We start from the raw sequence: 23,820 nt of genomic DNA on the forward strand, positions 1-23,820 counted from the left end.
TATGTGCAGCTTACTACCGTTGTTATTGGCTAAGCGCTAGACTTAGGTGATGTGACTTACCCTGTAACTGGACCAGTAGTTGGCGTGATCGGTGGCGGACAGTTAGCCCGCATGATGGCACCGGCGGCAACAAATCTCGGATTGAATCTGCATATCCTCGCCGAAACCCCTCAGGTGGGTGCCGTAGCTGCGGTGCGTACCGCCGTAGTGGGCGATTACAAAAACCTTGACACCCTGCGTGAGTTCGCGGCCGGTAAAGACGTGATTACGTTCGACCATGAGCACGTTCCCACCGAACTATTGCACACCCTTATTGCAGAAGGCGTGAATGTGCAGCCACGCCCGGAAGCCCTACAGTACGCCCAAGATAAGCTGCTCATGCGCGCGGCGATCGAACGGCTGGGGCTGCCGAACCCCCGATGGGCTAAAGTGAGTACGCTCACCGAACTACTTGAGTTCGGGGATGCGACCGGCTGGCCGGTGGTGCTCAAAACCCCGCGCGGAGGCTATGACGGCAAGGGTGTGCTGGTGCTCGAATCTGCTGGGGACGCTCGTGAACGCGCCGCCAGCTGGTTCGACCAGTTGGAATCACGCACCGATTTTTCCTCACTTCTGGCGGAGGAGAAAGTACCGTTTACCCGCGAGCTGTCGGCGCTGGTGGCCCGCCGTGAGAGCGGGCAGGTTATCCCCTGGCCTGTGGCTGAAACAATCCAAGTACATTCGGTATGCGATGAGGTGATTTCCCCGGCCCCGAACCTTGAGGCGCAGGTGGCCGCAGCCGCATCTGAGGCAGCGGTGCACATCGCCACAGAGCTGGGCGTGACCGGGGTAATGGCTGTCGAACTGTTCGAAGTTCCCGGTTCTGCATCCGGGTTCTATATTAATGAGCTGGCGATGCGCCCCCACAATACGGGGCATTGGACCCAAGACGGTGCAGTCACCAGCCAGTTTGAGCAGCACCTGCGTGCGGTGCTTGACCTGCCGCTGGGTGATGCATCTGCCCTCGCTGAAGTGAGTGTGATGAAGAATTATCTGGGCGGGGAACATGATGACATTTTCGGTGTGTATCCGCTGGCTTTTAGTGCGGAGCCACGCGCAAAAATACATTTCTACGGCAAAGAACCCCGGCCGGGGCGTAAGATTGGTCACGTAAACGTTACCGGCGGTGCGCATGAACTTGAGCAGCTGCGTCATATTGCCGCGAATGCTGCCTCTATTCTGCGTGATGGCAGGCCGCTATAGGTTTAGATGTGTCCCTTGTGGAAGGAGAAAGAGAATGACGACCTCCCCGTACGATTCTGACAGCCCCGTAGTGGGTATTGTGATGGGTTCCGATTCCGACTGGTCCGTTATGGAAGCAGCCGCGACGGTACTTGAAGAATTCGGTATCCCCTATGAAGCCGATGTGGTTTCGGCACACCGCATGCCTGAAGACATGATCGCTTACGGTCAGCAGGCGCACACCCGCGGTATTCGCGTGATTATTGCTGGTGCTGGCGGTGCAGCACATTTGCCGGGGATGCTCGCCTCGGTTACCGCCCTGCCGGTGATTGGTGTGCCGGTGCGGTTAAAGAACCTGGAGGGTATGGATTCCCTCTTGTCAATTGCACAGATGCCCGCCGGGGTTCCGGTGGCGACTGTTTCAATTGACGGGGCGCGTAATGCAGGTCTTTTGGCTCTGCGTATTTTAGGGTGCGGCACCGATGACTTCGCGCAACAGGTGCATTCCGACCTGCTGGATTTCTCAAAGAACCTGCGTCAGAGCGCGGTCGATAAGGGCGCTGCGTTGCGAGCCAAGCTAGAGGAGCGCCGTGCGGAGCAGCAGGATGATGCACCCACCATCCGCAGCTCGGAACCGACCCAGCCTAAGCAGCCCACCACCCCCGGCGAGCCGCAAGCGTACGTCCCGTAAAAACACAGTACACAGAAAACCCTTTCGGTTTTTCGTTTATGATTACGCAGTTGCTGCGCACCCTATGAACGCCTAGCGCACAGGGTACACGGCAACTGCGTGTTTATTTATGCTCTTTCCCGTAAAAACCTGCGGTTTCGGTGGGTTAAGCACTGACACAGCACACATCGGCCGCAGGATGAACCCTATAGAATGGTGCCCATGAGCAATATTCTTCAGTCAGAGATTTGGGCGCGTTTTCAAGAATCAAACGGGCACACCGTCATCCGCCGCAGCGGCGAGGGTTGGTCGTATATCGCCACCGTTGAGGGCGGTAAAACCGGCAGGTACCTATACAGCCCGTACGGGCCGGTGGCCGAGGATGCACAGACATTTGATGCCGCCCTCACCTCGCTGAAGGCTGAGGCAAAGGCACACAAGTGCCTGTTCGTGCGAATCGAGCCCACCAACCCGGCGATCTGGGGTGAACGTGATGCGGCGGCATTTTTGACCTCACGCCAGGCGGTGCTTTCACCCCGTCAGGTTCAGCCCGCGCATACACAAATCATCGATCTTTCGGGAAGTGACGATGAAATTCTCAAGGGGATGAAATCGAATAACCGCAACCTGCACCGCAATATTCACAAGAAAGGCGTGAACATTGAGGTGTCTGAGGATCCTGAGGATATGGCGGTGCTGTATCAGTTCTTGGAGGCAACTGCCGACCGGAACGGTTTTAACCGCCAGCGAGACGAATACCTGTCGCAGGTGGCACGGGTGCTCATGCCTGCTCAGGCTGCCTCCCTGTACATTGCCCGTCTCACGCATGAGGACGGCACGGTGGAGCCGATTGCCGCAGCTTTTGTCTACGACTCAGACGATACCCGCACCTACGCCCACGCAGCGGCCTCATTTGAGCACCGTAAGCTTTCAGCAGGCATTCCGGTGGTGACAAACCTGATTTTAGACGCGAAGGCTAAAGGTCTGAAGTACGTGGATTTGTTCGGCATTGCCCCGGAGGATGAGCCGGACCACGAGTGGGCCGGGTTTACGAAGTTTAAAAAATCTTTTGGTGGTGAGTCAGTCACCTACCCGGGCACATGGGATGTTCCGGTGAACACTGCGGGCTACAAGGTGTACGACGCCGCATACCGGGCGCGGCCGAAGGCACAGCAGGCGCTCGCTCAGGCAAAAGAACTCGTGAAGGACGCCCCCGCACGTTTGAAGAAACTCTTGAAACGATAAAACCGTTACGTAAAAGTTTTAACGGCCCACCGTACCACCTGGGTTTCGGCTGTTTGGCGCCGCTATGGCCTTGCCCCAAACAGCCGGGACTGCGCCGTACACACTTTGATATTCAGTCGTATGGGTGTTTGCGGGCGGAGTTAGCCACGTAAATATCTTCACCGGTGCGGCTGCTGATCTGCGGCGCTCTGAGCACCTCACAGTATTGCTGTATACGCACAGAGATAAGGACATACGGGCACACATTATGATATTTTTACCGGCCAGGGTTAGAGAAGTGCTGGACAGCTCCGGGTACTCGCATCGGTACGCCGTCTCGGACTATGAGCTTAATGAGATTAAGGCCCTCTACCAGAAATTTGGTATCGCCATTAATGACCGCGTGGTTGAGCTCATGGGTGTTGTGGGTGATAGGGTTATTGAGTACCGGAACGGGTCTATCCCCGCCAGAGGGGATGTTCCGTATGAAATAAGCTTCTGCCTCCGCGACGTTCTGGGTAAGTCTGCAAAAACTAATATTTTAAATACCCGCGCGCACATCAGCTGGTACGAGGAACGACTTCACGTGAGCGGGCTGGTTCCTGTGGCGATCATGCCCTCAGGCCCCATGACTTTTTACCTTGACGATCAGGAAAACATATACGGGATTCTTGATGACCTGGTGCTGGGGTATCAAGGGCGCAGCCTATGGAATAGTGTGGTGAAACTATTCGACGGTCATGACACGCACGTACCGATCTCACGCCCATAAATAATTCGTTTGTGCCGGGGCTAGGTTCTTATTCCCCCTTGAGAGAGTTCTGTGCGTCCTGCCTTCCATCCCATCTCATTGTCAGAGTCTCGTAGGTTTTGCAGAAGTAGCCGATTGCGGCCAAGAAAACGCGGGGAAGGCAGATAAAACTGCCTTCCCCCGCATTGTCTTACGCCCTGTGAAACAGAGCAGGAGCTATTAGTGGGTGTGCGCGAGAATTTCCTGCATACGCTGCAGACGGTGCTCCGCCTCAACAGTGCGCACAGTGCCAGAGGAGGAGCGCATGACCAGCGACTGGGTGGTCACAATGTTCTTGCCGTAGCGCACACCGCGTAGCAGCTTGCCGTCGGTAATACCGGTTGCGGCGAAGAAGCAGTTATCGCTGGTAACCAAATCATCAGTGGTGAGGATGCGGTCAAGGTCGTGCCCAGCGGCGAGCGCCTTCTCACGCTCGGCCTCGTCGGTGGGTGCCAAGCGGCCCTGGATAACGCCCCCGGTGGCCTTAATAGCGCAGGCAGCAACAATACCTTCGGGGGTGCCGCCGGTGCCGAGCATCACATCAACACCGGTTCCTTCGCGGCAGGCGGCGATAGCGCCAGCGACGTCACCATCAAGGATAATGCGGGTACGGGCACCGCAGGCACGGATTTCTTCGATCAGCTTGGCGTGGCGGGGACGGTCAAGCACGCACACGGTCAGCTCGTTGATCTTTTTGCCCTTAGCCTTGGCGACCAGGTGCAGGTTCTGTTTCACGGGCAGGCGCAGGTCTACGAAGTCGGCGGCCTCGGGGCCGGTTACGAGCTTCTCCATGTAGAACACGGCGGAGGGGTCAAACATTGAGCCGCCATCGGCCACCGCAATCACGGAGAGGGCGTTATTCATGCCGAGTGCGGTCAGGCGGGTGCCGTCGATGGGATCTACCGCAATGTCGAGGTTGGGGCCGGTGCCGTCACCAACGACTTCACCGTTAAACAGCATGGGGGCCTTGTCTTTTTCACCTTCGCCAATGACGACGGTGCCGTTGAAGTTCACGGAGGAGAGGCGGTAGCGCATTGCGTCCACTGCGGCGCCGTCTGCGGCGTTCTTATCTCCTGCCCCCACCCAGGGGCCTGCGGCGATGGCGGCGGCTTCGGTGGCGCGCACGAGCTCCAGCGCGAGGTTACGGCTACCGTGGTTATTGTTGTTCTCAGTCATTACTCACCTTCGAGGGTTGATTGGGCCAGTCGGCCGGGCGGCCGTATAGTTTGGCGGTCTCTACGTTATCTAGCATAACGCGGGCTGTTTACTGTGTGGTTCTTTTGAGCGGTTTTTCTGGTGGGTTATTAGCGGTTTGCAAGGATGCGCAGCTCACGTGAATGGTGCGGCACGGGGTGCGTCCGGTGCGTGTTGGGGGGGGGTATAGAGTGGCCGTTTGGGTTCGGGTGCTCCAGCAGCGGTGTGAGAGAATAGACACTGTGGAAAATTCTCAGAATAACGCACACAATCCCCAGGACGAGAACCCACCCGCCGGTGTGAGGAAGCTGGGTGATGCATCCTCCAGCTCTTCCGCTGCCGAGCTACCGCAGGACCTTACTGCAGCCGAGCGTCCGGACGGTGAGCAGACGGTGACACCGCAGATTACCGTTAAACAGTCGAAGCGTATTAACGCCCCGGCGCGCAACATGATTATTTCGATGGTTGCGATGATTCTGATCCTTATTCCGGTGCTATGGCTTATGCCACGCCCGGATAAAACCCCGTACCGCCCGCAGGTAAATGTGGCGCAGGTTGCGTTTGAGTCGAGCCGTCAGGCAGGGTTTCCGGTGGCTGTGCCGCAGCTGGAAGGCTGGCACTATAACTATGCCCGGTGGAATGGTAATACACCGGATAATATTGGGTTTTTTAAAAGCGGCCAGGTTACCGGGAAGAACCACTTTATTGAGCTAACCCAGGCGAAAGATACAAACCCTACCTGGGTGGCTCAGCAGACTGATAACGCCACAAAACAGGGTACCGAGCAGATAGCCGGGGTGGAGTGGGAAGTACGGGCGGCTACCTCAAAGAAAAATAATGAGCGTGTGTACTCATATGTGGCTCACGTGCCTTCTGCGGGAGGACAGAGCACCACAATTATCCTCAGCGGAGCCGCCGACCCCGCGGAGTTTTCCCAGCTGGCAGATGCGGTTAGCGCCTATTTGAAGAACCCCACCGCTACGGCTGACCCCAGCGGTACGGGTAGCACCATTCGGTAAAGACCCTGTGTGTTCAAGCGCGCTGTTGCATGAGAATGTGGTGGTAGGAAACGGATGACTGGTACCTCTTTCGCAGAACAGAGAGATGACACGGGCATGTGGTACGTCGAAAAGATGCCTGAGCGCATACACTAGAGGTAGTTTCTCAACGGGGTCCCATTCGGGCCCCGCAATAACCGCGGATGACTGTGAAAGGGGACGGTGCACGGTGGGTTCTCTCAAAGATCAGGTTCAGCCAAGCCCGGCGCAGGCGTGGAAACGTCTTAAAGATGGTAACCAGCGCTTCGTGGAGGGCATCAGTGAGCACCCTAACCAGGATTCCAGCAGGCGTACCCTGCTCTCAGGCGGGCAGTTCCCGTTTGCGTGTATTTTTGGGTGCGGAGATTCTCGTTTGGCGGCTGAGATCATTTTCGATCTGGGCCTGGGGGATGCCTTCGTGGTGCGCACAGCCGGGCAGGTGATCGAGAACGGTGTGCTCGGTTCCATTGAGTACGCGGTGGAGGAGTTCAAAACCCCCATCATTATGGTGCTGGGCCATGATTCGTGCGGTGCGGTCACGGCAGCCCGCAACGCAGCCCAGACGGGTGATATGCCGCCGGGGTTTATTCGCAACCTGGTGGAGCGTATTCTGCCGTCGGTGATTGCCCCCTCCCTGCCGCCGCACGCGCACGTGAACGATATGGTGCGTGAGCACACCCGGCAGACAGCCATGCGTATTACTGAGCAGTCCCATATCGTCTCGGATGCGGTGCTCAGCGGCGAGGTTGCCGTGATTGGGGTGTTCTATCACCTGCGTGACGGTAAAGCGGAACTGGTGTTTAGTTCTCAGGACTTGACGCTGCCCAATACCCCCACTGGCGAGGGGCAGTCACCGACCACCGCTTCCCTGCCGGTGAGCGTTAAACAGCAGCCGCGCATCGTCTTCGCTGAAACGTGGGGCGAGGCTTCCCCCTGGGGGTTGTGAGCCTATTGCCGGGTGCCCGTGATCGGGTGCGTACCGCACCCCAAGCATCCGTGTACAACCCCACATAAGCACATATTTTTCTGTGGCTTTACCCCGCTCCCTATTGCGTTCCAACGTTTAGGGTGCGGGGCGTTACATTCTGAAGGTTGAGGCGGAAAATTTCGCCCTATTTTCTGGATGTAATATCTTCAAAATCGCAGTGGCAGCATGATTTTTGCGCCTATCCTAGAGGTATGGCTGAAAATATTGAATACCGCATTGAACATGACACCATGGGCGAAGTTCGCGTGCCCGCCAACGCACTCTACCGTGCACAAACCCAGCGCGCGGTCGATAACTTCCCGATTTCGGGGCAGACCCTCGAATCAGCCCACATTCGCGCTCTTGCCCTCGTGAAGAAGGCCGCCGCGACCGCCAATGAGGAACTTCAGGTGCTCGACGCTGAGCGCGCCCAGGCTATCCGCGAAGCGGCGGATCTGGTAGCAACCGGTGAGTACGACGAGCATTTCCCCATTGACGTCTTCCAGACCGGTTCGGGTACCTCATCGAATATGAACACCAACGAGGTTCTGGCAACATTGGCAACCCGTTCCCTGGAATCACAAGGTATTGAGGTTCACCCCAATGACCATGTGAACGCCTCCCAGTCTTCCAACGATGTTTTCCCCACCTCCGTGCACGTTGCCGTGACCGAGGCACTGGTCAAAGAGCTGATCCCCGCCCTTGAGGTTCTCGCTGCATCGCTGGAAAAGAAGTCCGCCGAGTTCAAGGACGTTGTCAAGTCCGGACGCACCCACCTGATGGATGCTACCCCCATTACCCTGGGCCAGGAATTCTCGGGCTACGCCGCCACCGTGCGTTACGGCATTGAGCGAGTGAACGCTTCCCTGCCCCGTGTGGCTGAGGTTCCCCTGGGCGGCACCGCTGTGGGCACCGGCATCAATACCCCGGCGGGCTTTTCGGCACGCGTGATCGAGCTGCTTGCCGAAGAAACCGGTCTGCCCCTGACCGAGGCACGTAACCATTTCGAGGCGCAGGCAAACCGTGACGGTCTGGTTGAGGTTTCCGGTCAGCTGCGTACCCTCGCCTACGGTCTGATGAAGATCAGCAACGATATTCGTTGGATGGGTTCGGGCCCGAACACTGGTTTAGGCGAGCTGCACATCCCCGATCTGCAGCCTGGCTCGTCCATCATGCCCGGCAAGGTAAACCCGGTGATTTGTGAGGCTACCATTATGGTTGCGGCACAGGTAATTGGTAATGATGCGACCATCGCGCTGTCCTCCACCAACGGAGCCTTCGAGCTGAACGTGGGCATTCCGGTGATGGCAGCTAACCTGCTCCAGTCCATCCGTCTGCTCGCCAACGTTTCTCGCGTGGCGGCAGAGAAGATGATCGACGGGCTGAGCGCCAATGTGGAGCGTTGCCGCTTCCTGGCGGAGGCATCGCCCTCGACCGTAACCCCGCTGAACAAGCTCATCGGGTACGAGGCCGCCGCGAAGATCGCCAAGTATTCCGTGGCGAACAAGGTCACCGTGCGCGATGCCGTGGTGGCTTTAGGTTACGTTGAACGCGGTGAGGTAACCGAGGCTCAGCTCGACGAAGCTCTGGATGTCACCAAGATGCTGGGAAACTTCTGAATCTAATCTGTTTTTTGAACCTCTCGTCAGGTTCGTACCTTAAGCCATGAGAGAAGGGGCGACCCGCCAGCTACGGCAGGTCGCCTCTTCTGCTGTAGGCGATATTGACACATAGTTGATGGCCGTACCGTCATATCTCTCTTACATTCAGACCAGGCTGTATTTTCTTTTCTACTAGTCAACAATGTTGAATACTTTAAATTTTTTGTAGTGAATCAACATATAGATAAGGCAGATTACAGCTGGGATACTAACAACGAGCGCTGCCTTAAAGGAGCCGAGGTAATCAAGCATCAATGCTACCGCACACATAGAGTATAGCGTTCCCAATCCAAATATAGCACCATCGAGAGAGCTAGCACGTCCTAGTAACTCATTAGGTGTAATACAATCACGAAGGTTGTTTGAGAAGATAAAGCCTGATGCCCATCCTACATCCAGGATAAAAAGTAAAAACCCAAGGATAACAGGGTTATCATTTACACATATTAACGGTATGCTTAGAAGAGAAATAATGTTAGAAATAAGCAGTATTCCTCGTGTATGGGCAAAGGATAGACAACGATCAATAATAATTGCTGCTGCGATACCACCAATCCCACTGCATGCCATAATCACGCCCACTACTGATGCTTCGAGAGAGAGCTCATTGTAAAGTCGATAAATAATAATGAGCGAATACGAAGCCGTAGCTGCAGCAAGAAAAAATGTGTAGATCAGAATAAGCTTCTGTGGGGCACCTGAGAGCATGTAGTGGATGCCATCAAACATCCGATAAATAAACCCACGTTTTGTAGTTTTACTCGGCTCAGTGGTAGTTTTATCCATCTCAACAGCTGGCAAGGTCGCATAGGCGAGAGTAGCAATCGCGAATAGAGCTACTGGTACCAAAAGACCAATAGTTGAGCCTGCAGCAAGAACAATAAATCCTGCACTCGGAGGCGCTATAATCGCAGATATTCCTTCACAGATTTCACGGCGTGCATTATACGATAGCAGATTTTCCTTTCCGAGAAGCTGCGGAATATACCCAGCTTCTGAGGCCGTAGCCAACTCGGAGAATACACCACTAATAAAGCCCAAGATCGCAATGGTTATCCATGATAGCAGGTGATACTCAACCATAAATGTCAAAGCGAGGATACTAACGATATTAACTGCACCAGCGATCACAATCATAGGTTTCCTTGGCAGGCCATCAGATAGTGTTGCCAATGGATAGGCTAAAGCAACATTGGGAATTTGCATTGCCACTACCATAATGCCAGCCAAACCAATTTCGCCTGTGCTAGCAAGGATGGCAATGGGCAAGGCGAACGAATATATGCCTGTACCCACTAACGAACCCAGGAGGGCTACATAAATTCTCCATGGGATTTTATGTATCATGTCTTTCCCCTTTCTAGATCGCATGAGAATAGCAGCCAGTATCCGCGCTGAGCACGATAATCCTAACTCACAGGAAATATTATGCCTTAAATGCTTATAAGGGGAATAATGAAATGTTGTTCTCGGAATTTTAATTTTTCTAGAAATAATATTAACAATTACTCTTGTATCCTCACGAACAAGCCACCCCCTATGAGCAAGAACCTCACCTTTCAGAATATGTCTTCCTAGACACGATGACCCGCTACAAGAGCCCAAAGAGTCCTGAAGAGAAGCGTATATCGAAAGGAACTTCAGGATCAGCAGAGTCAGCAACTGAATAACCTCTAAAATCAACCCCGCTTTTAAAAACTCTATCCCTTTCCCGCGGGCTATCCAACAAATATCCTGGGGTTCCGAAAATATAATTTCTATAGTTTCCCATATTTCCCTCCAAAATGCCTACCCACTGCAACAATGGGTAGGCATTTTAATTAGTAACGAATTTCTACTGGAACATAAATCTCATAAGAGGAATCCAACACATATCCTTCGAGGATTTCAGAAAAAATCTCATCAATAGGAGCAACTTGGGGACGGTGACGCTGCCCATGGCTCATATAGAAACGGCGTGAGGAGGCACGAACTGTAAACTGTTTTAAGACTGCTTCTCCTGGGCGAACCTCACCATCGAAGAATCCCAACCTCCGATGGTCCGCACTGTAAACAGCTTGGGCGTGACGAATTTTCTCGGGTGACTGGTAAGGGGCCACCACTTCCGGTATAACTTGAGTCATATATAAAGCATCTCATGTTTCATCTTCTTTATTTCATGAATCACAATTTATCTGCATAAAATCTCCAAAACCAACCAATCCAATACCCCAAGGACAGATTTTTATCCAAATATCCATATTAAACACAATCAAACCAAATACTTCACACGTATGATGACGTCACAAAAGAACAAAAAGGCCCAAGGCTATGCCCTGGGCCCAGATAAATTCACGAAAATGCGGCTAATAATCCTTCGGTGACACCGATTCGTACCCAAACCTGCAGTGGCCGTCATAGCCTAAGGCCGCATCAATACGGTCAAGCATCCTCTCTGAGAGCATGGCCCGCTCGGTCGGGTCCGTCATATCCGCCCAACGCACTTGGGTGGATTCGTCATCATTGACGCGCGCATCACCAGCAACCCAGCGGCACAAAAACGTGTGATCCAGAAACTGGCACCGGTCCCCGTTGCCGAACTGCATGGCGGGGTCGGCTTTGAGCTGCGCGAGCGCAAGCACCTCAATCTCCACCCCCGCCTCTTCATGCGCCTCCCGAAGGCATGTCAGTGCGGGGTTCTCGCCGGGGTCCACGATACCCGTCACGGGTGTCCACGCGCCGTTGTCGCTGCGGCGCACCAGCAGCACACGGTGGTCAGAGTCGCGGCGGATAACAGCCGTAGCGCCCGAAAGCCACAGGTAGTCATGACCGATTTTCTCCCGCAGGGTGAGGATGTATTCGGGGGTTGGCACTTAATGGCCCTCCTTCTTAACTCGATAGTGCGGCGGTTACTGCGCCGCCTAGAACAGGGTGTAGGCGGGCCACACCCACCCGGTGAGCGCCCCCAAAAGCATGAACGGCCCGAACGCTACACGCGTGCCGCTGCGGGCCATACCGAACAGAACCAGCGCCAAGGAGAATACCCCACCCACAATAAAGGTAACGAGCGAAGCCCACACCAGGTTCACCATCGAAAAATAGGCGAGCGCCCCACCGAGTGCAAGAGCGAGCCGTACATCTCCGCGCCCAAGAGCCCCAAAGGAGAGGACGCGCATCAGCAGGTAGAAAACCCACAGTACCGCCCCGCCCAGGAATACCCGGCCGATAGCACCTGCATCGCCCTTCATGAGGAGCACGAGGGGAAGGGCGGTGTAGGTGCTCAGAACCATTGAGTACACGATACTGCGCGGCAGGCGGTGCTCACGCACGTCCACGCGCCACAGCCGTATCCCCTGTATGAGGGTGTGCAGGCAGTACAGTATCAGCAGCACTGCGGCGACGGTTAACCAGCCGCCGCCATGCAGTAGGGTGGTGATTTCCTGGTACATGCGCCCGCCTTACCCTGGTATGACCTCACTAACCATTAACGGTACCTGATGCTTGGCAACGGTACGGAACAGCCCCTGACGGGGTCAGGCAGCAGCTGACTTAGGATCCGAACCGGCGGTTACGGCCCGCGTAGTCACGCAACGCCCGCAAAAAGTCCACGCGTGTGAAATCGGGCCACAGGGCACGGCAGAAGTACAGTTCTGAGTATGCGCTCTGCCAGGTCATAAACCCCGAGAGGCGCTGCTCCCCCGAGGTACGGATCAGCAGGTCGGGGTCGGGCATTCCGCGCGTATACAGCCGCTGGTTAATGTCGGTCACGCTTAGGGAGGCGGCCAGCTCCTGCACGGAGGTTCCTGCGGCGGCGGCGTCACGCAGCAGCTCACGCACCGCATCGGCGATCTCTTGGCGCCCACCGTAGCCAACCGCAATATTTACCTGCACCCCGGGCAGCGTGGAGGTGGCTGTTATAGCCTGTTCTAAAGTGGCGCGCAGGCTCTGCGGTAGCATGGCGATGTTTCCTACTGCGTTCACGGGGCCTACGCGGCTGGCCACCAGCCGGTTAAGGAACTCGTCAATCACGCTGATTAAGCCGCTCAGTTCCCCGGCGGGGCGTTTGAGGTTCTCGGTGGAGAGCATGTAAAGGGTTACTCGCGGGATGTTCAGCTCGGTGCACCACCCCAAAAAATCAATAATGCGTTCTGCCCCTGCGGCGTGTCCTTCACGGGTACTCAGCCCGCGTTGGGCCGCCCACCGGCGGTTGCCGTCCACCAGCACCCCAATGTGCTCGGGCAGCGACTGTGCTGCTAAAGAGTCAATGAGGGAACGTTCATAAACGCTCGGGGCGGGTGTCACGCCCGGTTCTGCGGCTATGCCGTGTACGGTGATGACCGGAATCATGGCGGTGTTAGTGGCGCTCACGGGCCACCTCATCCTTGGTTACCGTTGCGGTATCCTCCCCAGCTTTAGCTGGTTCGTTGGGTGTTTCCCCCTCGTGTTCTGATGCGGCAGCTAGCTCGGCTTCCCGGGCGGCGGCGTACTGGGCACGGTACCTGAGGCGGCGGGTGCGGCGGGTCATATCAACGCCGAGGGCAACCACGAGCAGGCTCAAAAGTGCGGTCGCAAAAAATCCGCCGATACCGGGGGAACCGGCGGGACTGCCGTCAGGGTTCGAAGCTGGAGTTACCTCGGGGGCAGCTTGCAGAACGGCATGTGTGACGTCGAATAGAGCGTTCAGAACGAAAAGGCTCATGGTTCTCCTGCGTTGCCTTCAGCCGTGCGGCGCGGATAAAGTCTAAGCTTTCATTCTACGCGCTCAATTGCGCGGCACAAGCTATCCTGCACATATGGCACCTGGGAATAACCCCAAAATAGGGTTCGGGTTAGCCGATGGCAGACGGCGCGGCGAACGGCGCATCATCTGAAGTTCAATACTCCTCGGCGGCTCGTACTGGGCGGCGTGATTGGGGCGGGTGCCTCCGCTGGCTCTTTTAGCCAGCCGCCTTATAATCCAGCCCGTCGGCGAGGCAGCACTCCGGCAGGTCCACCGGTACCCGTGAGGCGATCAGCGTGTAGTCTTCCCACGGCCATACCTTCTTCACGTCCTCTGTAGGAATCGCAAAAAATGCGCCGTTCGGGTCGATTTGTGAGGCGTGGGCCAGCATCGCTTGGTCGCGCCGGTCGAAATAGGCGGAGCTGGGGATACGCGTGGTGCTTTCGTGACGGATTCCTTCTGTACTGACCTGATCAACCAGGTTTTCCACCCACCCCGAAAATACGCTCTGCCCGTCACGAGCCATAAGAAATTCGTGTCCCGCAACCAGCCGTTCAGGATTAAACGCACGGTCGTAGTAGAGTTTCAGGGGTGCCCACGGCTGTCCCTCCCCCACGTATGCTTCGGGGTCACCGGCTTTCTCGTATGCCTCAACAGCGACTTTGTGGCTCATGATATGGTCGGGGTGCGGGTACCCGCCGATCTCGTCGTAACTGATCATCACATGCGGGCGGTACTCGCGCACCAGGCGCACCAGCGGTGCCGCCGCACGTTCAAGGGGCTGCACCCCAAAGCACCCAAAAGGTAGCGGAGGCATAGGGTCCCCTTCGGGCAGGCCGGAATCCACAAACCCCATCCAACGGTGCTCAATACCGATCGCCTTCGCGGCGGCAGCCATTTCGCTGCGGCGCATCCCTGGAAGGTCACGGTGGGCGCGGGGGCTGTGTTTAATCTCTTCATTCAGGATGTCTCCACGTTCACCGCCGGTCATGGTGGCGACCATGTAGCGGGCGCCCCTATCGGTGTATGCGGCTGCTGAGGCAGAACCTTTAGACGACTCATCGTCAGGGTGGGCGTGAACTGCGAGAATACGCAGGCCTGTGTAATCATCTGCGAGAGGGGTTAGCTCATCCACCGAGGGGTGCTCGGGGAGCTGGGCTTTTAGTCTTGCTACAGCGTCGCTCACGTGTGTGTTCCTTCAAGTATCTAGTGCCGTCTGTGTGGTATCCGCTTAGGGACTAAAATGGAAGAGGCACATAACCGCTTCGTTGTGACATAGTACCGAAGATTCGCGTCGTGTGCCTAGTACTCGTGACGCTTTATGAACGGCTGTAACGTGTTGTTACAGGAAACCCGTCAATGACTGTTAACGCACCGGCTGGGAGGTATTTATGACCGCAGACGCTCGCCGTCATCACCCCGCCGTTGAGGAAACCCCGAAAATTTCTGCTACGGGCGCACCGGCATCACCAAACCTGGCTGACCGTTACGGCCGTTCCCCCAGGCCCCGTCGCACAGTTCCCACCCGCCTGTGGGTGGCCCTAGCTGTTGTGGTGACCCTGCTGGCGGGGGCTTTCGTGTTTTGGGTTCAGGCGGATGCCGCCGCACGCCCCAGCGCCCGCGACACGGGGTTCACGCTGGTGAGTCACGATGAGGTATCCGGCGAGTTTGAACTCTCAAAAAACCCGCACGATGCGGCCATCTGTTCGGTCAAAGCTTTGAACTCTTCGCGTGTTCCGGTGGGCTGGACTGAAGTTGAGATTCCGCCGAATACCGCCGAACAGGGCAATGAGCGGGTGAGCCGACACAGCGTGAGTTTACGTATCCTTTCTGAGGCGACCACCGTGACCGTGGATTCGTGCCGTAAGAAGTAGCCGCCAGCTTACTTTCTGACTCCCCCAGCTATCCCAACCAGCACACCATTTCTTCCAGGATTCAGGGGTGGGGAAAGTGCCCCGGTTTAGCTCTGACTCGTATCTGTCTTAGAATGGCTAGAGTCGAAAGGGGGCTGTATGCCCCACACCCGCACCGGCGTGCCCGGCGCACAACCGAAGGAAAACAATGGCAGCAACCGAGAACAATGGTGCATGGCTGACGCAGGAGGCCTACGACCGCCTAAAAGAAGAGCTTGACCACCTCTCCGGCCCGTACCGTCAGGAGATCGTGGAGCGCATCGCCGCCGCACGCGACGAAGGAGATTTGCGTGAGAATGGCGGCTACCATGCCGCACGCGACGAGCAGGGCAAGAATGAGGCCCGCATTAAGCAGCTCACCCACCTACTAGAGAACGCTAACGTGGGCGAGGCCCCCAGCGACGACGGGGTGGTTGCGCTCGGTATGGTGATCGAGGCAGAGATTGCTGGGCGTCCCATGAAGTTCCTGCTAGGCTCCCGCGAGGTTGAAAGCACCCTGCCAGAAGGCAGTGACCTGAAGGTGTTCAGTGAAAAGTCACCCATGGGCGCGGCTATCCTGGGGCACAAGCAGGGTGAAGAGGTCACCTACCAGGCACCCAACGGCAACGATCTGGTGGCTAAGATCATTTCAGTCACCCCGTTCCAGGGCTAAGCTCTGGGCGCAAAAGGTTTCAGGTGAAAACCCGGGCTACTCGTATAGTCCGGGTTTTTATGTAACCGTTATCGCCCACCTTCAAGTGCCCGCTCCCCTGGCCGTTTCGGGCGTATCCCTTGCAATATCCCCTCTTAAGGAAAACTATGGAACCTGTAGCTTTTGACGATATTCCCCTCGAGATTTTTCTGCAGGATATTATGGACCTCACCCGGCTGTTTCCGGAGGATTTTCCTGCGGAATTCGCTAAAATGGCCGCACGTATCGGGGTGGAGAAACAGCACCTGTTCATTACAGACTTCATCGAAGACACCCGGGAACATGCGGTAGGGCACTATCTGGGGTATGTCTTTGATGCGCTCAACCGCAGAATGTACCAGTACGAGATTCGGGGCGGGAACAAGCTCTACCTTAAGGAAATCCCGGTGGAGGACCTCACTGTACGCGATACGGACAGTGTGAAGGTTCTTGACCTGCTCTAATACGGCGGGCACCCGGGCAGGATGCAAGCCCCGCCCCGTTGCAGCAACGACAGGGTCACAACGGTACCGGTTGGTATAGTGTGGGGGCAGCCCACGCCCGGGTCTTTAGTAGACGATAATCGGGCGGAAGCCCTCCTCCTCAAGGGCCGAAATGACGCGGTTGCAGTGCTCAGTGCCGTTGGTTTCCATATCGATCGTGATCGAGACGTCGCCCATTGATAAGGATCCGCCCACTCGCGTGTGGTCCACACCGGTAACATTCGCATCGTTCTCAGAGATAATGCGTGAGATTGTTGCCAGCTCGCCCGGACGGTCGGAGAGCATCATCTTAATTGTCATGTACCGGCCTGCCGCCGAAAGGCCGCGCTGAATCACTTTCAGCATGAGCATCGGATCGATATTACCGCCCGAGAGCACGCACACTACAGTGCCCAGCTCGCCGTATTCTTCCTTGAGTTTGCCGTTCATCAGTGCCGCCACCGGTACCGACCCGGCAGGCTCCACCACCAGCTTATTGCGTTCCATGAGGAAGATAAGGGCACGGGCGATGTCGTCCTCACTCACCGTCGCCACATCATCCACCAGCTCTTTAATGATGGAGAACGGCAGCTGGCCGGGGCGCCCCACCGCAATACCGTCAGCGATGGTAGAGACCCTCTTCAATGGCACCAGCGCATCTGCTGCCAGCGATAGCGGGTATGCGGCCGCGTGCTCAGCCTGAACACCGATAATACGGATTTTCTTACCCAGTTGGGCTTCTTTAGCGCGTACCGCCGTAGAGAGCCCCGCCAGCAGGCCGCCGCCGCCCACGCCCACAATGATGGTGTCTACGTCGGGCACCTGCTCCAGGATCTCAAGCCCAATGGTGCCCTGCCCGGCGATAATATCCTCATTATCGAAGGGGTGCACGAACACCGCGCCGGTTGCCTCGGCGTAGCGTTTTGCCTCAGCCAGTGCCTCATCCACGGTGGTGCCGTGCAGCTCAACCTCCGCGCCGTGGTCGCGGGTGGCAGTAATTTTGGGGAGGGCAGCGCCCAGCGGCATGTAAATGCGCGCTTTAATACCCAGCTTAGCGGCCGCCATCGCCACCCCCTGAGCGTGATTTCCCGCCGATGCAGCCACCACACCGTGTGCTTTCTCAGCCTCGCTAAGTTTAGCCATACGAACATACGCGCCGCGTGCTTTAAACGAGCCGGAACGCTGCAGGTTCTCGCATTTGAAGAACACCTCAGAACCGAGTTTGAGGCTCAACGCCCGCGAATGCGCCACCGGCGTGCGCTCAATAACCCCCGTGAGCAGTTTAGCTGCTGACTCAATCTCAGATAGGGTTACAGGCAGGTCATCAAGGGGTGCGTTCACGTTCAATCCGTTCCATTCGCAGGTGGGCACATCTATTGACTATTTTAGTGGATGCATACCGTATTCAGAGAACACAAAACCGTGCCCTGCGCCGCATAAAACGGTGAGGCCCATCCCAGCTTAGTACTGGAACAAGCCTCACCACACCGCGACATTAGCGGCTACTTATTGCCCTGCTTCCGGGAGGGTTTCTTACCCTGGGGCGAATCAGTATTTTCTGCGGAGGCAGGCTCTGCAGATGCAGGCTCCTCGGCGGGTTCTTCGTCACGGACAGCAGCTGTGCGTGCCCGCCCCCGAACGCGCTCAGCAGCGTCTTCAACCGCACCACGGCGGCGTTTGACAGCTTCACGACGGCGCACTTCGTGCGGGAAAAGGAACTCTTCGGTACGTAGCTGCGGGTCGTTCTCCCAGCCGCGAGAGGCCAAGTACCGCACCACGGAATTGACCAGTGCGAGCACAGGAACCGCGAACAGCGCACCCGTAGCCCCGAAAATCATGGACCCACCGGCCACCGCGAAAATTACGGCCAGCGGGTGCAAAGACACCGCCTTGCCCATAATCAGCGGCTGCAGGATGTGCGACTCAAGCTGCTGCACCAGCAGCACAATGCCGATCATAATGAGCGCCTGCACCGGCCCTAAAGCCACCAGCGCCAGAAGAACCGCCACCGCCCCAGAGAGCAAAGCACCAATCACGGGGATGAACGACCCCAAGAACACAAGCACACCCAATGGTATGGCCAGCGGCACACCCAAGATTGCGGCACCAATGCCGATACCTACCGCATCAATAGCGGCCACAAGAATCTGCACCCGCACATACGCGCCCAGGGACTTCCACCCAGCGCGCCCTGCACCGTTAACAGCGTCGCGTGCCCGCCGCGGGAGAAGTCCCACAATAAACAGCCAGATGCGTTCGCCCTCCATGAGGAAGAACACGAGGGTGAACAGGGTGATAAGAGTTCCGGTCGCCACCTCGGCGGCGGTGCTGCCCACTTCAGAGACCCCGCGGACAATGGAACTGGGGTTCTCAGAGGCTAGTTTCCTGCCCTGCTCCAGCAGCTGGTTCAGCTGCTCTGCCCCAAGCGAGTACCCCATATTATCGAGCCAGTGCACCAGCTCGTTGTACCCTTCGAGGACTTTACCCCATAACGAGACGAACCCCTGGGCAAGCTGCTGCCCGGTAAGCGCCACCAGCGCCAGCAGACCCACGATCATGCCGATTTCGGCGATGGCGGTAGCCGCACCTGCGCGTACGCCGCGTTTACGCAGGGCGTACACGGCGGGGCTTAGCAGGGCCGCCAGCAGAGCCGCAACCATGAGCGAAATAACGAGTAGGGATACTTTCGCCAGTCCCTGCCAGAGAACCCATCCTGCTCCGGCAACCACCAACAGCCGCCACGACCAGGCCGCGGCGGTCTCAAGGGCAAAAGGAACCGTAGTATTTTTTGTAGGTGCTGTATCGTTCGTATCGGGTGTTTGGCCCATCGGCTCTCCTCAATTATTTTCGCTACACGAAAGCGCAAGCGGGGCACATCATGGAACGGTGTACCCTCCCCATAAACCGTACCCCACCAGGGTTCTTTAGACGAAAAACCGGCGGCGCTGGGGTAAGCACCGCCGGTTGAACATCTTATTTAGTTATCGTTAAAGATGCTTGCCAGATACATGAGGATACGCAGGATCTCAATGTACAGCCACACCAGGGAGGCGGTCAGGCCGAAAGCCAAACGCCACGATTCACGCTCGGGCAGACCTGCCTCAACGGCCTCAGTGGTGTTAGTGAAATCAAGCACCAGCGAGTACGATGCCAGAGCCACGCCAAACACGCCCACGATGAGCCCCAGCGGCAGGCCAGCAACGCTGGTGTTCATGAGGGAGGTGTGCGTAAAGAGCGAAACACCCCACGAGACAACGAAGAACGCCAGGTACCCCAGCGAAGCGCCCAAGAAGATCTTGGTGAGTTTAGGGGTGGCCCGAATCTTGCCGTTTGCAAACAGCGCCAGGAGCGTGCCAAACACCACGACGGTGGCAATCACAGCCTGAAGAGCGATACCTGGGTACCGCGCATTGAGCAGGCCGGAAAGACCGCCAAGGAGCAGACCCTCCGCTAAAGCGTATGCCAGCACCAAAACCGGCGACACCTTACGCTTGAAACCGTTAACCAGCCCAAGAACCAGCCCACCGATAAGGCCCACAACCAGGAGAATGGGCATATACCAGCCCACCGCTGCACCAAGCACCACGACGGCCAGGCTCAGCCCGGTCTTCATGATGACGTCGTTCATGGTCAGGCGTTCGCCCTCAATAACCGGGCTGTAGCCCGGCTGCTGAGCGTACTGCTGATCGTATCCCGGCTGGTTCTGGTATTCAGGCTGGCCGTACCCCTGCGGGTAGCCGCCCTGGTACTGCTGGGGTTCGCTGGAGTACTGTGCCCCGTACGGGTTCTGCTGGTACTGGCCCTGCGGGTACTGGTTCTGCTGCGCAGCTTGCCCACCGGCACCAAAACGGCCAAAACGGGGGTCACCGCCCTGCCGGTTTTTCTTAATGATTGAGTTAATGAACGGGTTGCCCGCCATGTTCTTCCCTCCGGTAAATATAGATTTTTTCTATTTTACCTAAAGAACCTACCAATAGCTTCCCGAAGTTACAGATAGTACGTTCTAGGCGAATTCATAGAGGATATAGGGTCCACCTCTCGAAGGGCGGAGTCATCCCAAAGAATAATGCTCACAAGCTGGGGCACGAAGCGTACTCTGCACCAAAACACCACCCCCTTAAACGGCCTGCTTGAATAAAGCCAGAGATGAGATAGCCAGAAGCGCGCAAGAGGCCACCACCATTAAGCCAGTAAGCAGCAGAGTAAGTATTGAGAAACTAACCGGCAACGCCCCGATAAGAGGCCCTGCACTTGCCCCTACGAAAAGCACAAAACCGTTAATTGCCATACCACTGGCACGATGAGGTGCAGCTGCCCCACCGTAGAGAGTAATCATTGAAGGAATCGCAAGTGCTACACCGGCCACATACACTAGGCTGGTGAGAATAATCCCAACGAGCACGTTTGTGCTTAAGAACTCGCCCAGAAGACCTACCAAAGATATTCCAAAGCCAATCTGCGCAACCCTCAACACCCCATATTTTCGGGCGAGTGCCCCAGCGGCAAGACTCACGAACATACTAGGGAATGCGGCAAGACGCACCAGGATAATAGCGGATTCTGAGACCCCCAGAGTATTGAGGTGCCGCCCCAGCCCTGTGTATAACGCTACAAAGGAGAGCAAAAGCGTCAGATGGGCCAGACCCAAGAGAAGAAACACTGGCTTAATAAACAGCACACCTAAGGTAGCAAATTGTGTACGTAATGATACACGGGGTGTTGAACGTGGCTGCTCAGACATGGTCAGCAGAGCCAAGACAAAGGTCCCCATGAGCAGGAGAGAGCAGATCCCGAAGAACCACTGCCACCCCACGCTCAGCACGATTGCTGATGCAACCACCTGACCCAGAATTCCTGCTGCCAAGAATGCGGTTGATATAGCACCAATAGCCCGAGCACGGTGCTCAGGCGGAACCGCCTCCGTCATATAGGCAAGAGCAACTGGAGCGAAGCCAGCCGCCGCCAACCCCTGACATGCCCGAAGAACGGTAAGTAAACCAGCTGAGGTAGCAAAAGCACACCCGGCTGTGGTGAATATAAGAACTAGAAGCGCAATACATACCACTTTGACCCGCCCGTAGTGGTCGGAAATGGGCCCCCATATGAGGAACCCAATCGCATACGCAAAACTAAAACTAACAGAGAGCACATACGTGGCATCGGTGTGAAAAGTCTCAGATACCGCTGGGAGCAGAGGTATAGAAGAGTAAAGCTGGGTGAGCACCAGTAACGCTGTTGTCACAAGGACCGCCACAGTCATCCCCGTTGCTGGGTACTTTCGGGAGGATGGTACCTGCACAACGGTATGTATCCCCGATTTTTTAGGGTCCATGGTTACCCCACCTCTTTTCCAACGTAAGCGTTGGAATTAAGCCTAGTACCATGGAGGAATAATTTGCAACCCTATTGTTGGATTCAATGAAAGGAAAAACGGTTGTATGGCTTGGGATACCGAAAATACGAAACAAAAGATCAAAAATGCAGCCCTTACCGAATTTACTGCACACGGCCCCGACGGGACGACAGTGGAGCGTATCGCCAAAAGGGCGAAAGTGAATAAAGAACGTATCTATAACTATTTTGGGAACAAGCAAGAACTCTTCAAGAATATTCTGCGTGAAGAACTTGAACAGATCGCCAAAACCGTTGGCCTCACATCATTTGCAACAGAAGATATAGGTGATTATGCCGGTCGCATGTACGATTACCATCGCGAGAATCCCGATCTAATGCGTCTGCTCCGCTGGGAATCCCTTACGATTGATGGCGAAGTTCCTAACGAACACTACCGACGCAATCACTATGCGTTCAAGGCAGAAGCGGTACGCGCCGGACAAGAAACTGGAACTGTCACAGATGATATAGACGCCACCTATCTGGTGCTTTTTATTCTCGCCATCGTGGGATGGTGGTCGGCCATGCCGCAAATTTCCCGCATGCTCTGCGGTGAGCCGACAGAAGAAGAACATGCTAAACGCCGCGCCGCTGTCGTAGCAGCAGCACGACGCCTAGGGTGCCCGCATCACACCCGCGATGAACGCTAATATTTTTAGCCAAACGTACATGGACAACAGACATACCGTGCATTTTAGAACTGCATGCAGTTATCCGCCCTTTGGGCGTCTAAAATATCGAGCAGCTTTTCGCAGTAGGTCAGCACAGCACCGTCATTATGCGAGCCGATGACCTCATCGGCTACCGCTCGCAGCGCCTGTGATGCGTGCCCCATCGCAACCCCTGTACCAACAAAAGCCAGCATCTCACGGTCATTATCGCCATCACCAAAGGCTAGAACTTCCTGCGGATGTACGTTCAGACGCTCGCATAGATCACGCAGACCCCCGGCTTTATTCACTCCCTCACGCACTAGATCAATGGCACCAAAGCCACTGGCCAGAGGGATAACTTGAGGCGGCAGCTCACGCTGAAGAGTCTCAAGCACACTGTGGGTATCAGCCCGAACAGTCTGCACCGAGATTTTAATAAGTTCCCCACGCACTTGAGAGTAGTCGGTGATGCGCTCAGCACTCGGGTAGAACATGAGAACAAAAGAATAGGGGTCAAGCCCCTGCGGAACCGGCTGACCTTGAGCAGCGAAATAGTCCTGCACAATACTGGTGACAGCGCCCTGCCGGTTGTACGGTATAAAAATACTCTCAGTTGTACAGAGAATCACACCAATCTGCGGCAGGGTATCTAGTACCTCATACACATGCGGTACATCTGCCTCTTTGAAAGGGTGAACGGCCAGCTCTCCCGAATCATCGGCAAGGTAGGCACCGTTCTCAGCAATATAGATAATGCCCCGGTTCTCAAACCCTTTCATATAGTCGGTGAGTTTGGTGTATGTGTTACCGCTGGCCACCACAAAATAGATACCGTGTGCCTGTAAGCGAGGCAGAATACGTTCAAACCGGTCGGTGTCGAAGGTTTTAGCGTCCGTCAGGAAAGTGCCGTCCATATCAACAGCAATTAGACGCGGGGTGACTCTGGGGTTCGCGGGCGAGGAGGCAGCAAAGATTTCGGGCATACTAGTTTTTCCGTTCCATGAAGGGTGGATAAGTTTAAGGCTCTCATATCACCACCACCAACGGCCAATAGCGGCAATACCAAAACCCGGTGCTTTTGCCCTGTTTCTTACGTGCCCGCCGGGAGTCTCACCCCGCCCCTGGAACCCCGCGTAAAACATACATATAAACCGTTTCTCGCCGATGAAGAAAGCTACCATCAGAACTTTAGCCCGCTAAAAACATCCCGTTTCGCCATTTGTGCACCGCTGCTTTAGACGCACT

The 23,820-nt window shown here is 56.0% G+C and carries 24 protein-coding genes; 11 read left to right on the forward strand and 13 right to left on the reverse strand.

Translation table 11 applies throughout. The annotated features are described in order from the left end of the window. The first annotated feature begins 51 nt into the window (after nt 1-51). From D8M23_RS06045 to D8M23_RS06060, 4 genes are all read left to right on the forward strand, one after another. Entirely contained in the window at nt 52-1,242 is a 1,191-nt protein-coding gene (locus D8M23_RS06045; RefSeq protein WP_126499681.1) for a 5-(carboxyamino)imidazole ribonucleotide synthase, read from the forward strand. Between the two features lie 34 nt (nt 1,243-1,276). Continuing rightward, the gene (purE, locus tag D8M23_RS06050; protein WP_023133819.1) at nt 1,277-1,912 is read left to right on the forward strand and encodes a 5-(carboxyamino)imidazole ribonucleotide mutase; all 636 of its coding nucleotides are present in this window, start codon (nt 1,277-1,279) and stop codon (nt 1,910-1,912) included. Between the two features lie 201 nt (nt 1,913-2,113). Further along, nucleotides 2,114-3,136 carry a lipid II:glycine glycyltransferase FemX gene (locus D8M23_RS06055; RefSeq protein WP_126854080.1) on the forward strand — a complete coding sequence of 341 codons (1,023 nt, stop codon included), beginning with the start codon at nt 2,114-2,116 and terminating at the stop codon, nt 3,134-3,136. 277 nt (nt 3,137-3,413) lie between these two features. After that, nucleotides 3,414-3,887 carry a hypothetical protein gene (locus D8M23_RS06060; RefSeq protein WP_126854081.1) on the forward strand — a complete coding sequence of 158 codons (474 nt, stop codon included), beginning with the start codon at nt 3,414-3,416 and terminating at the stop codon, nt 3,885-3,887. Nucleotides 3,888-4,085: 198 nt separating this feature from the next. Here D8M23_RS06060 and glpX read toward each other — a convergent pair whose 3' ends face one another. Further along, on the reverse strand, nt 4,086-5,081 hold the full coding sequence (gene glpX, locus D8M23_RS06065) for a class II fructose-bisphosphatase (RefSeq protein WP_126854082.1): 996 nt from the start codon (nt 5,079-5,081) through the stop codon (nt 4,086-4,088). Between the two features lie 260 nt (nt 5,082-5,341). Here glpX and D8M23_RS06070 point away from each other — a divergent pair, with 260 nt between their 5' ends. From D8M23_RS06070 to D8M23_RS06080, 3 genes are all read left to right on the forward strand, one after another. Further along, the gene (locus D8M23_RS06070; protein WP_126854083.1) at nt 5,342-6,118 is read left to right on the forward strand and encodes a DUF4245 domain-containing protein; all 777 of its coding nucleotides are present in this window, start codon (nt 5,342-5,344) and stop codon (nt 6,116-6,118) included. Between the two features lie 208 nt (nt 6,119-6,326). Beyond that, nucleotides 6,327-7,082, forward strand: a complete 756-nt coding sequence (locus D8M23_RS06075; protein WP_006888076.1) for a carbonic anhydrase — start codon at nt 6,327-6,329, stop codon at nt 7,080-7,082. Between the two features lie 233 nt (nt 7,083-7,315). Next, nucleotides 7,316-8,722, forward strand: a complete 1,407-nt coding sequence (locus tag D8M23_RS06080) for a class II fumarate hydratase (RefSeq protein WP_126854085.1) — start codon at nt 7,316-7,318, stop codon at nt 8,720-8,722. A 174-nt stretch (nt 8,723-8,896) separates the two neighbouring features. Here D8M23_RS06080 and D8M23_RS06085 read toward each other — a convergent pair whose 3' ends face one another. The 7 genes from D8M23_RS06085 to mca form a co-directional block, all read right to left on the reverse strand. Then, nucleotides 8,897-10,111: an MFS transporter gene (locus tag D8M23_RS06085; RefSeq protein ID WP_126854086.1), complete on the reverse strand. Its 1,215-nt coding sequence runs from the start codon at nt 10,109-10,111 to the stop codon at nt 8,897-8,899. 473 nt (nt 10,112-10,584) lie between these two features. Continuing rightward, complete coding sequence (locus D8M23_RS06090) at nt 10,585-10,887, reverse strand: DUF6423 family protein (RefSeq protein WP_126854087.1); 303 nt, start codon at nt 10,885-10,887, stop codon at nt 10,585-10,587. A 222-nt stretch (nt 10,888-11,109) separates the two neighbouring features. Next, the gene (locus D8M23_RS06095; RefSeq protein WP_126854088.1) at nt 11,110-11,616 is read right to left on the reverse strand and encodes an NUDIX hydrolase; all 507 of its coding nucleotides are present in this window, start codon (nt 11,614-11,616) and stop codon (nt 11,110-11,112) included. Between the two features lie 48 nt (nt 11,617-11,664). Continuing rightward, nucleotides 11,665-12,192: a prepilin peptidase gene (locus tag D8M23_RS06100; protein ID WP_126854089.1), complete on the reverse strand. Its 528-nt coding sequence runs from the start codon at nt 12,190-12,192 to the stop codon at nt 11,665-11,667. A gap of 100 nt (nt 12,193-12,292) precedes the next feature. After that, complete coding sequence (uppS, locus tag D8M23_RS06105; RefSeq protein WP_051122052.1) at nt 12,293-13,090, reverse strand: polyprenyl diphosphate synthase; 798 nt, start codon at nt 13,088-13,090, stop codon at nt 12,293-12,295. 7 nt (nt 13,091-13,097) lie between these two features. Beyond that, the gene (locus D8M23_RS06110; RefSeq protein WP_023133805.1) at nt 13,098-13,442 is read right to left on the reverse strand and encodes a hypothetical protein; all 345 of its coding nucleotides are present in this window, start codon (nt 13,440-13,442) and stop codon (nt 13,098-13,100) included. 238 nt (nt 13,443-13,680) lie between these two features. Continuing rightward, nucleotides 13,681-14,649 carry a mycothiol conjugate amidase Mca gene (gene mca, locus D8M23_RS06115; protein ID WP_126854090.1) on the reverse strand — a complete coding sequence of 323 codons (969 nt, stop codon included), beginning with the start codon at nt 14,647-14,649 and terminating at the stop codon, nt 13,681-13,683. Between the two features lie 205 nt (nt 14,650-14,854). Between mca and D8M23_RS06120 the strand changes: the two genes are divergently transcribed. From D8M23_RS06120 to D8M23_RS06130, 3 genes are all read left to right on the forward strand, one after another. Further along, nucleotides 14,855-15,337, forward strand: coding sequence for a DUF4307 domain-containing protein (locus D8M23_RS06120; protein WP_126854091.1), 483 nt, complete (start codon nt 14,855-14,857; stop codon nt 15,335-15,337). A gap of 187 nt (nt 15,338-15,524) precedes the next feature. Next, on the forward strand, nt 15,525-16,028 hold the full coding sequence (gene greA, locus D8M23_RS06125; protein WP_126854092.1) for a transcription elongation factor GreA: 504 nt from the start codon (nt 15,525-15,527) through the stop codon (nt 16,026-16,028). 146 nt (nt 16,029-16,174) lie between these two features. Further along, the gene (locus D8M23_RS06130; RefSeq protein WP_023133802.1) at nt 16,175-16,510 is read left to right on the forward strand and encodes a hypothetical protein; all 336 of its coding nucleotides are present in this window, start codon (nt 16,175-16,177) and stop codon (nt 16,508-16,510) included. 105 nt (nt 16,511-16,615) lie between these two features. Here the strand turns inward: D8M23_RS06130 and ilvA are convergent, their stop codons facing one another. The 4 genes from ilvA to D8M23_RS06150 form a co-directional block, all read right to left on the reverse strand. After that, on the reverse strand, nt 16,616-17,869 hold the full coding sequence (gene ilvA, locus D8M23_RS06135; RefSeq protein ID WP_126854093.1) for a threonine ammonia-lyase: 1,254 nt from the start codon (nt 17,867-17,869) through the stop codon (nt 16,616-16,618). Between the two features lie 161 nt (nt 17,870-18,030). Further along, complete coding sequence (locus tag D8M23_RS06140) at nt 18,031-19,356, reverse strand: AI-2E family transporter (RefSeq protein ID WP_126854094.1); 1,326 nt, start codon at nt 19,354-19,356, stop codon at nt 18,031-18,033. A gap of 149 nt (nt 19,357-19,505) precedes the next feature. Further along, nucleotides 19,506-20,447 carry a Bax inhibitor-1/YccA family protein gene (locus D8M23_RS06145; protein ID WP_126854095.1) on the reverse strand — a complete coding sequence of 314 codons (942 nt, stop codon included), beginning with the start codon at nt 20,445-20,447 and terminating at the stop codon, nt 19,506-19,508. Between the two features lie 198 nt (nt 20,448-20,645). After that, nucleotides 20,646-21,860: an MFS transporter gene (locus tag D8M23_RS06150; protein WP_238693781.1), complete on the reverse strand. Its 1,215-nt coding sequence runs from the start codon at nt 21,858-21,860 to the stop codon at nt 20,646-20,648. 106 nt (nt 21,861-21,966) lie between these two features. Between D8M23_RS06150 and D8M23_RS06155 the strand changes: the two genes are divergently transcribed. Then, entirely contained in the window at nt 21,967-22,572 is a 606-nt protein-coding gene (locus D8M23_RS06155; RefSeq protein WP_126499669.1) for a TetR family transcriptional regulator, read from the forward strand. Nucleotides 22,573-22,616: 44 nt separating this feature from the next. Here D8M23_RS06155 and D8M23_RS06160 read toward each other — a convergent pair whose 3' ends face one another. Then, nucleotides 22,617-23,558: an HAD family hydrolase gene (locus tag D8M23_RS06160; RefSeq protein WP_126854096.1), complete on the reverse strand. Its 942-nt coding sequence runs from the start codon at nt 23,556-23,558 to the stop codon at nt 22,617-22,619. Nucleotides 23,559-23,820 lie beyond the last annotated feature (262 nt).

The sequence above is a fragment of the Rothia sp. HSID18067 genome, from assembly GCF_003989445.1.
Classification (GTDB): Bacteria; Actinomycetota; Actinomycetes; order Actinomycetales; family Micrococcaceae; genus Rothia; species Rothia aeria.

What these genes read in the sequence shown, in the direction of transcription:
- purE (WP_023133819.1), top strand. Translation starts at nt 1,277, where the DNA reads ATGACGACCTCCCCGTACGATTCTGACAGCCCCGTAGTGGGTATTGTG.
- D8M23_RS06055 (WP_126854080.1), top strand. Translation starts at nt 2,114, where the DNA reads ATGAGCAATATTCTTCAGTCAGAGATTTGGGCGCGTTTTCAAGAATCA.
- uppS (WP_051122052.1), bottom strand. Translation starts at nt 13,090, where the DNA reads ATGATTCCGGTCATCACCGTACACGGCATAGCCGCAGAACCGGGCGTG.
- D8M23_RS06155 (WP_126499669.1), top strand. Translation starts at nt 21,967, where the DNA reads ATGGCTTGGGATACCGAAAATACGAAACAAAAGATCAAAAATGCAGCC.
- greA (WP_126854092.1), top strand. Translation starts at nt 15,525, where the DNA reads ATGGCAGCAACCGAGAACAATGGTGCATGGCTGACGCAGGAGGCCTAC.
- D8M23_RS06120 (WP_126854091.1), top strand. Translation starts at nt 14,855, where the DNA reads ATGACCGCAGACGCTCGCCGTCATCACCCCGCCGTTGAGGAAACCCCG.
- D8M23_RS06140 (WP_126854094.1), bottom strand. Translation starts at nt 19,356, where the DNA reads ATGGGCCAAACACCCGATACGAACGATACAGCACCTACAAAAAATACT.
- D8M23_RS06090 (WP_126854087.1), bottom strand. Translation starts at nt 10,887, where the DNA reads ATGACTCAAGTTATACCGGAAGTGGTGGCCCCTTACCAGTCACCCGAG.
- D8M23_RS06160 (WP_126854096.1), bottom strand. Translation starts at nt 23,558, where the DNA reads ATGCCCGAAATCTTTGCTGCCTCCTCGCCCGCGAACCCCAGAGTCACC.
- D8M23_RS06085 (WP_126854086.1), bottom strand. Translation starts at nt 10,111, where the DNA reads ATGATACATAAAATCCCATGGAGAATTTATGTAGCCCTCCTGGGTTCG.
- D8M23_RS06100 (WP_126854089.1), bottom strand. Translation starts at nt 12,192, where the DNA reads ATGTACCAGGAAATCACCACCCTACTGCATGGCGGCGGCTGGTTAACC.
- glpX (WP_126854082.1), bottom strand. Translation starts at nt 5,081, where the DNA reads ATGACTGAGAACAACAATAACCACGGTAGCCGTAACCTCGCGCTGGAG.
- D8M23_RS06150 (WP_238693781.1), bottom strand. Translation starts at nt 21,860, where the DNA reads ATGGACCCTAAAAAATCGGGGATACATACCGTTGTGCAGGTACCATCC.
- D8M23_RS06080 (WP_126854085.1), top strand. Translation starts at nt 7,316, where the DNA reads ATGGCTGAAAATATTGAATACCGCATTGAACATGACACCATGGGCGAA.
- D8M23_RS06130 (WP_023133802.1), top strand. Translation starts at nt 16,175, where the DNA reads ATGGAACCTGTAGCTTTTGACGATATTCCCCTCGAGATTTTTCTGCAG.
- D8M23_RS06145 (WP_126854095.1), bottom strand. Translation starts at nt 20,447, where the DNA reads ATGGCGGGCAACCCGTTCATTAACTCAATCATTAAGAAAAACCGGCAG.
- D8M23_RS06110 (WP_023133805.1), bottom strand. Translation starts at nt 13,442, where the DNA reads ATGAGCCTTTTCGTTCTGAACGCTCTATTCGACGTCACACATGCCGTT.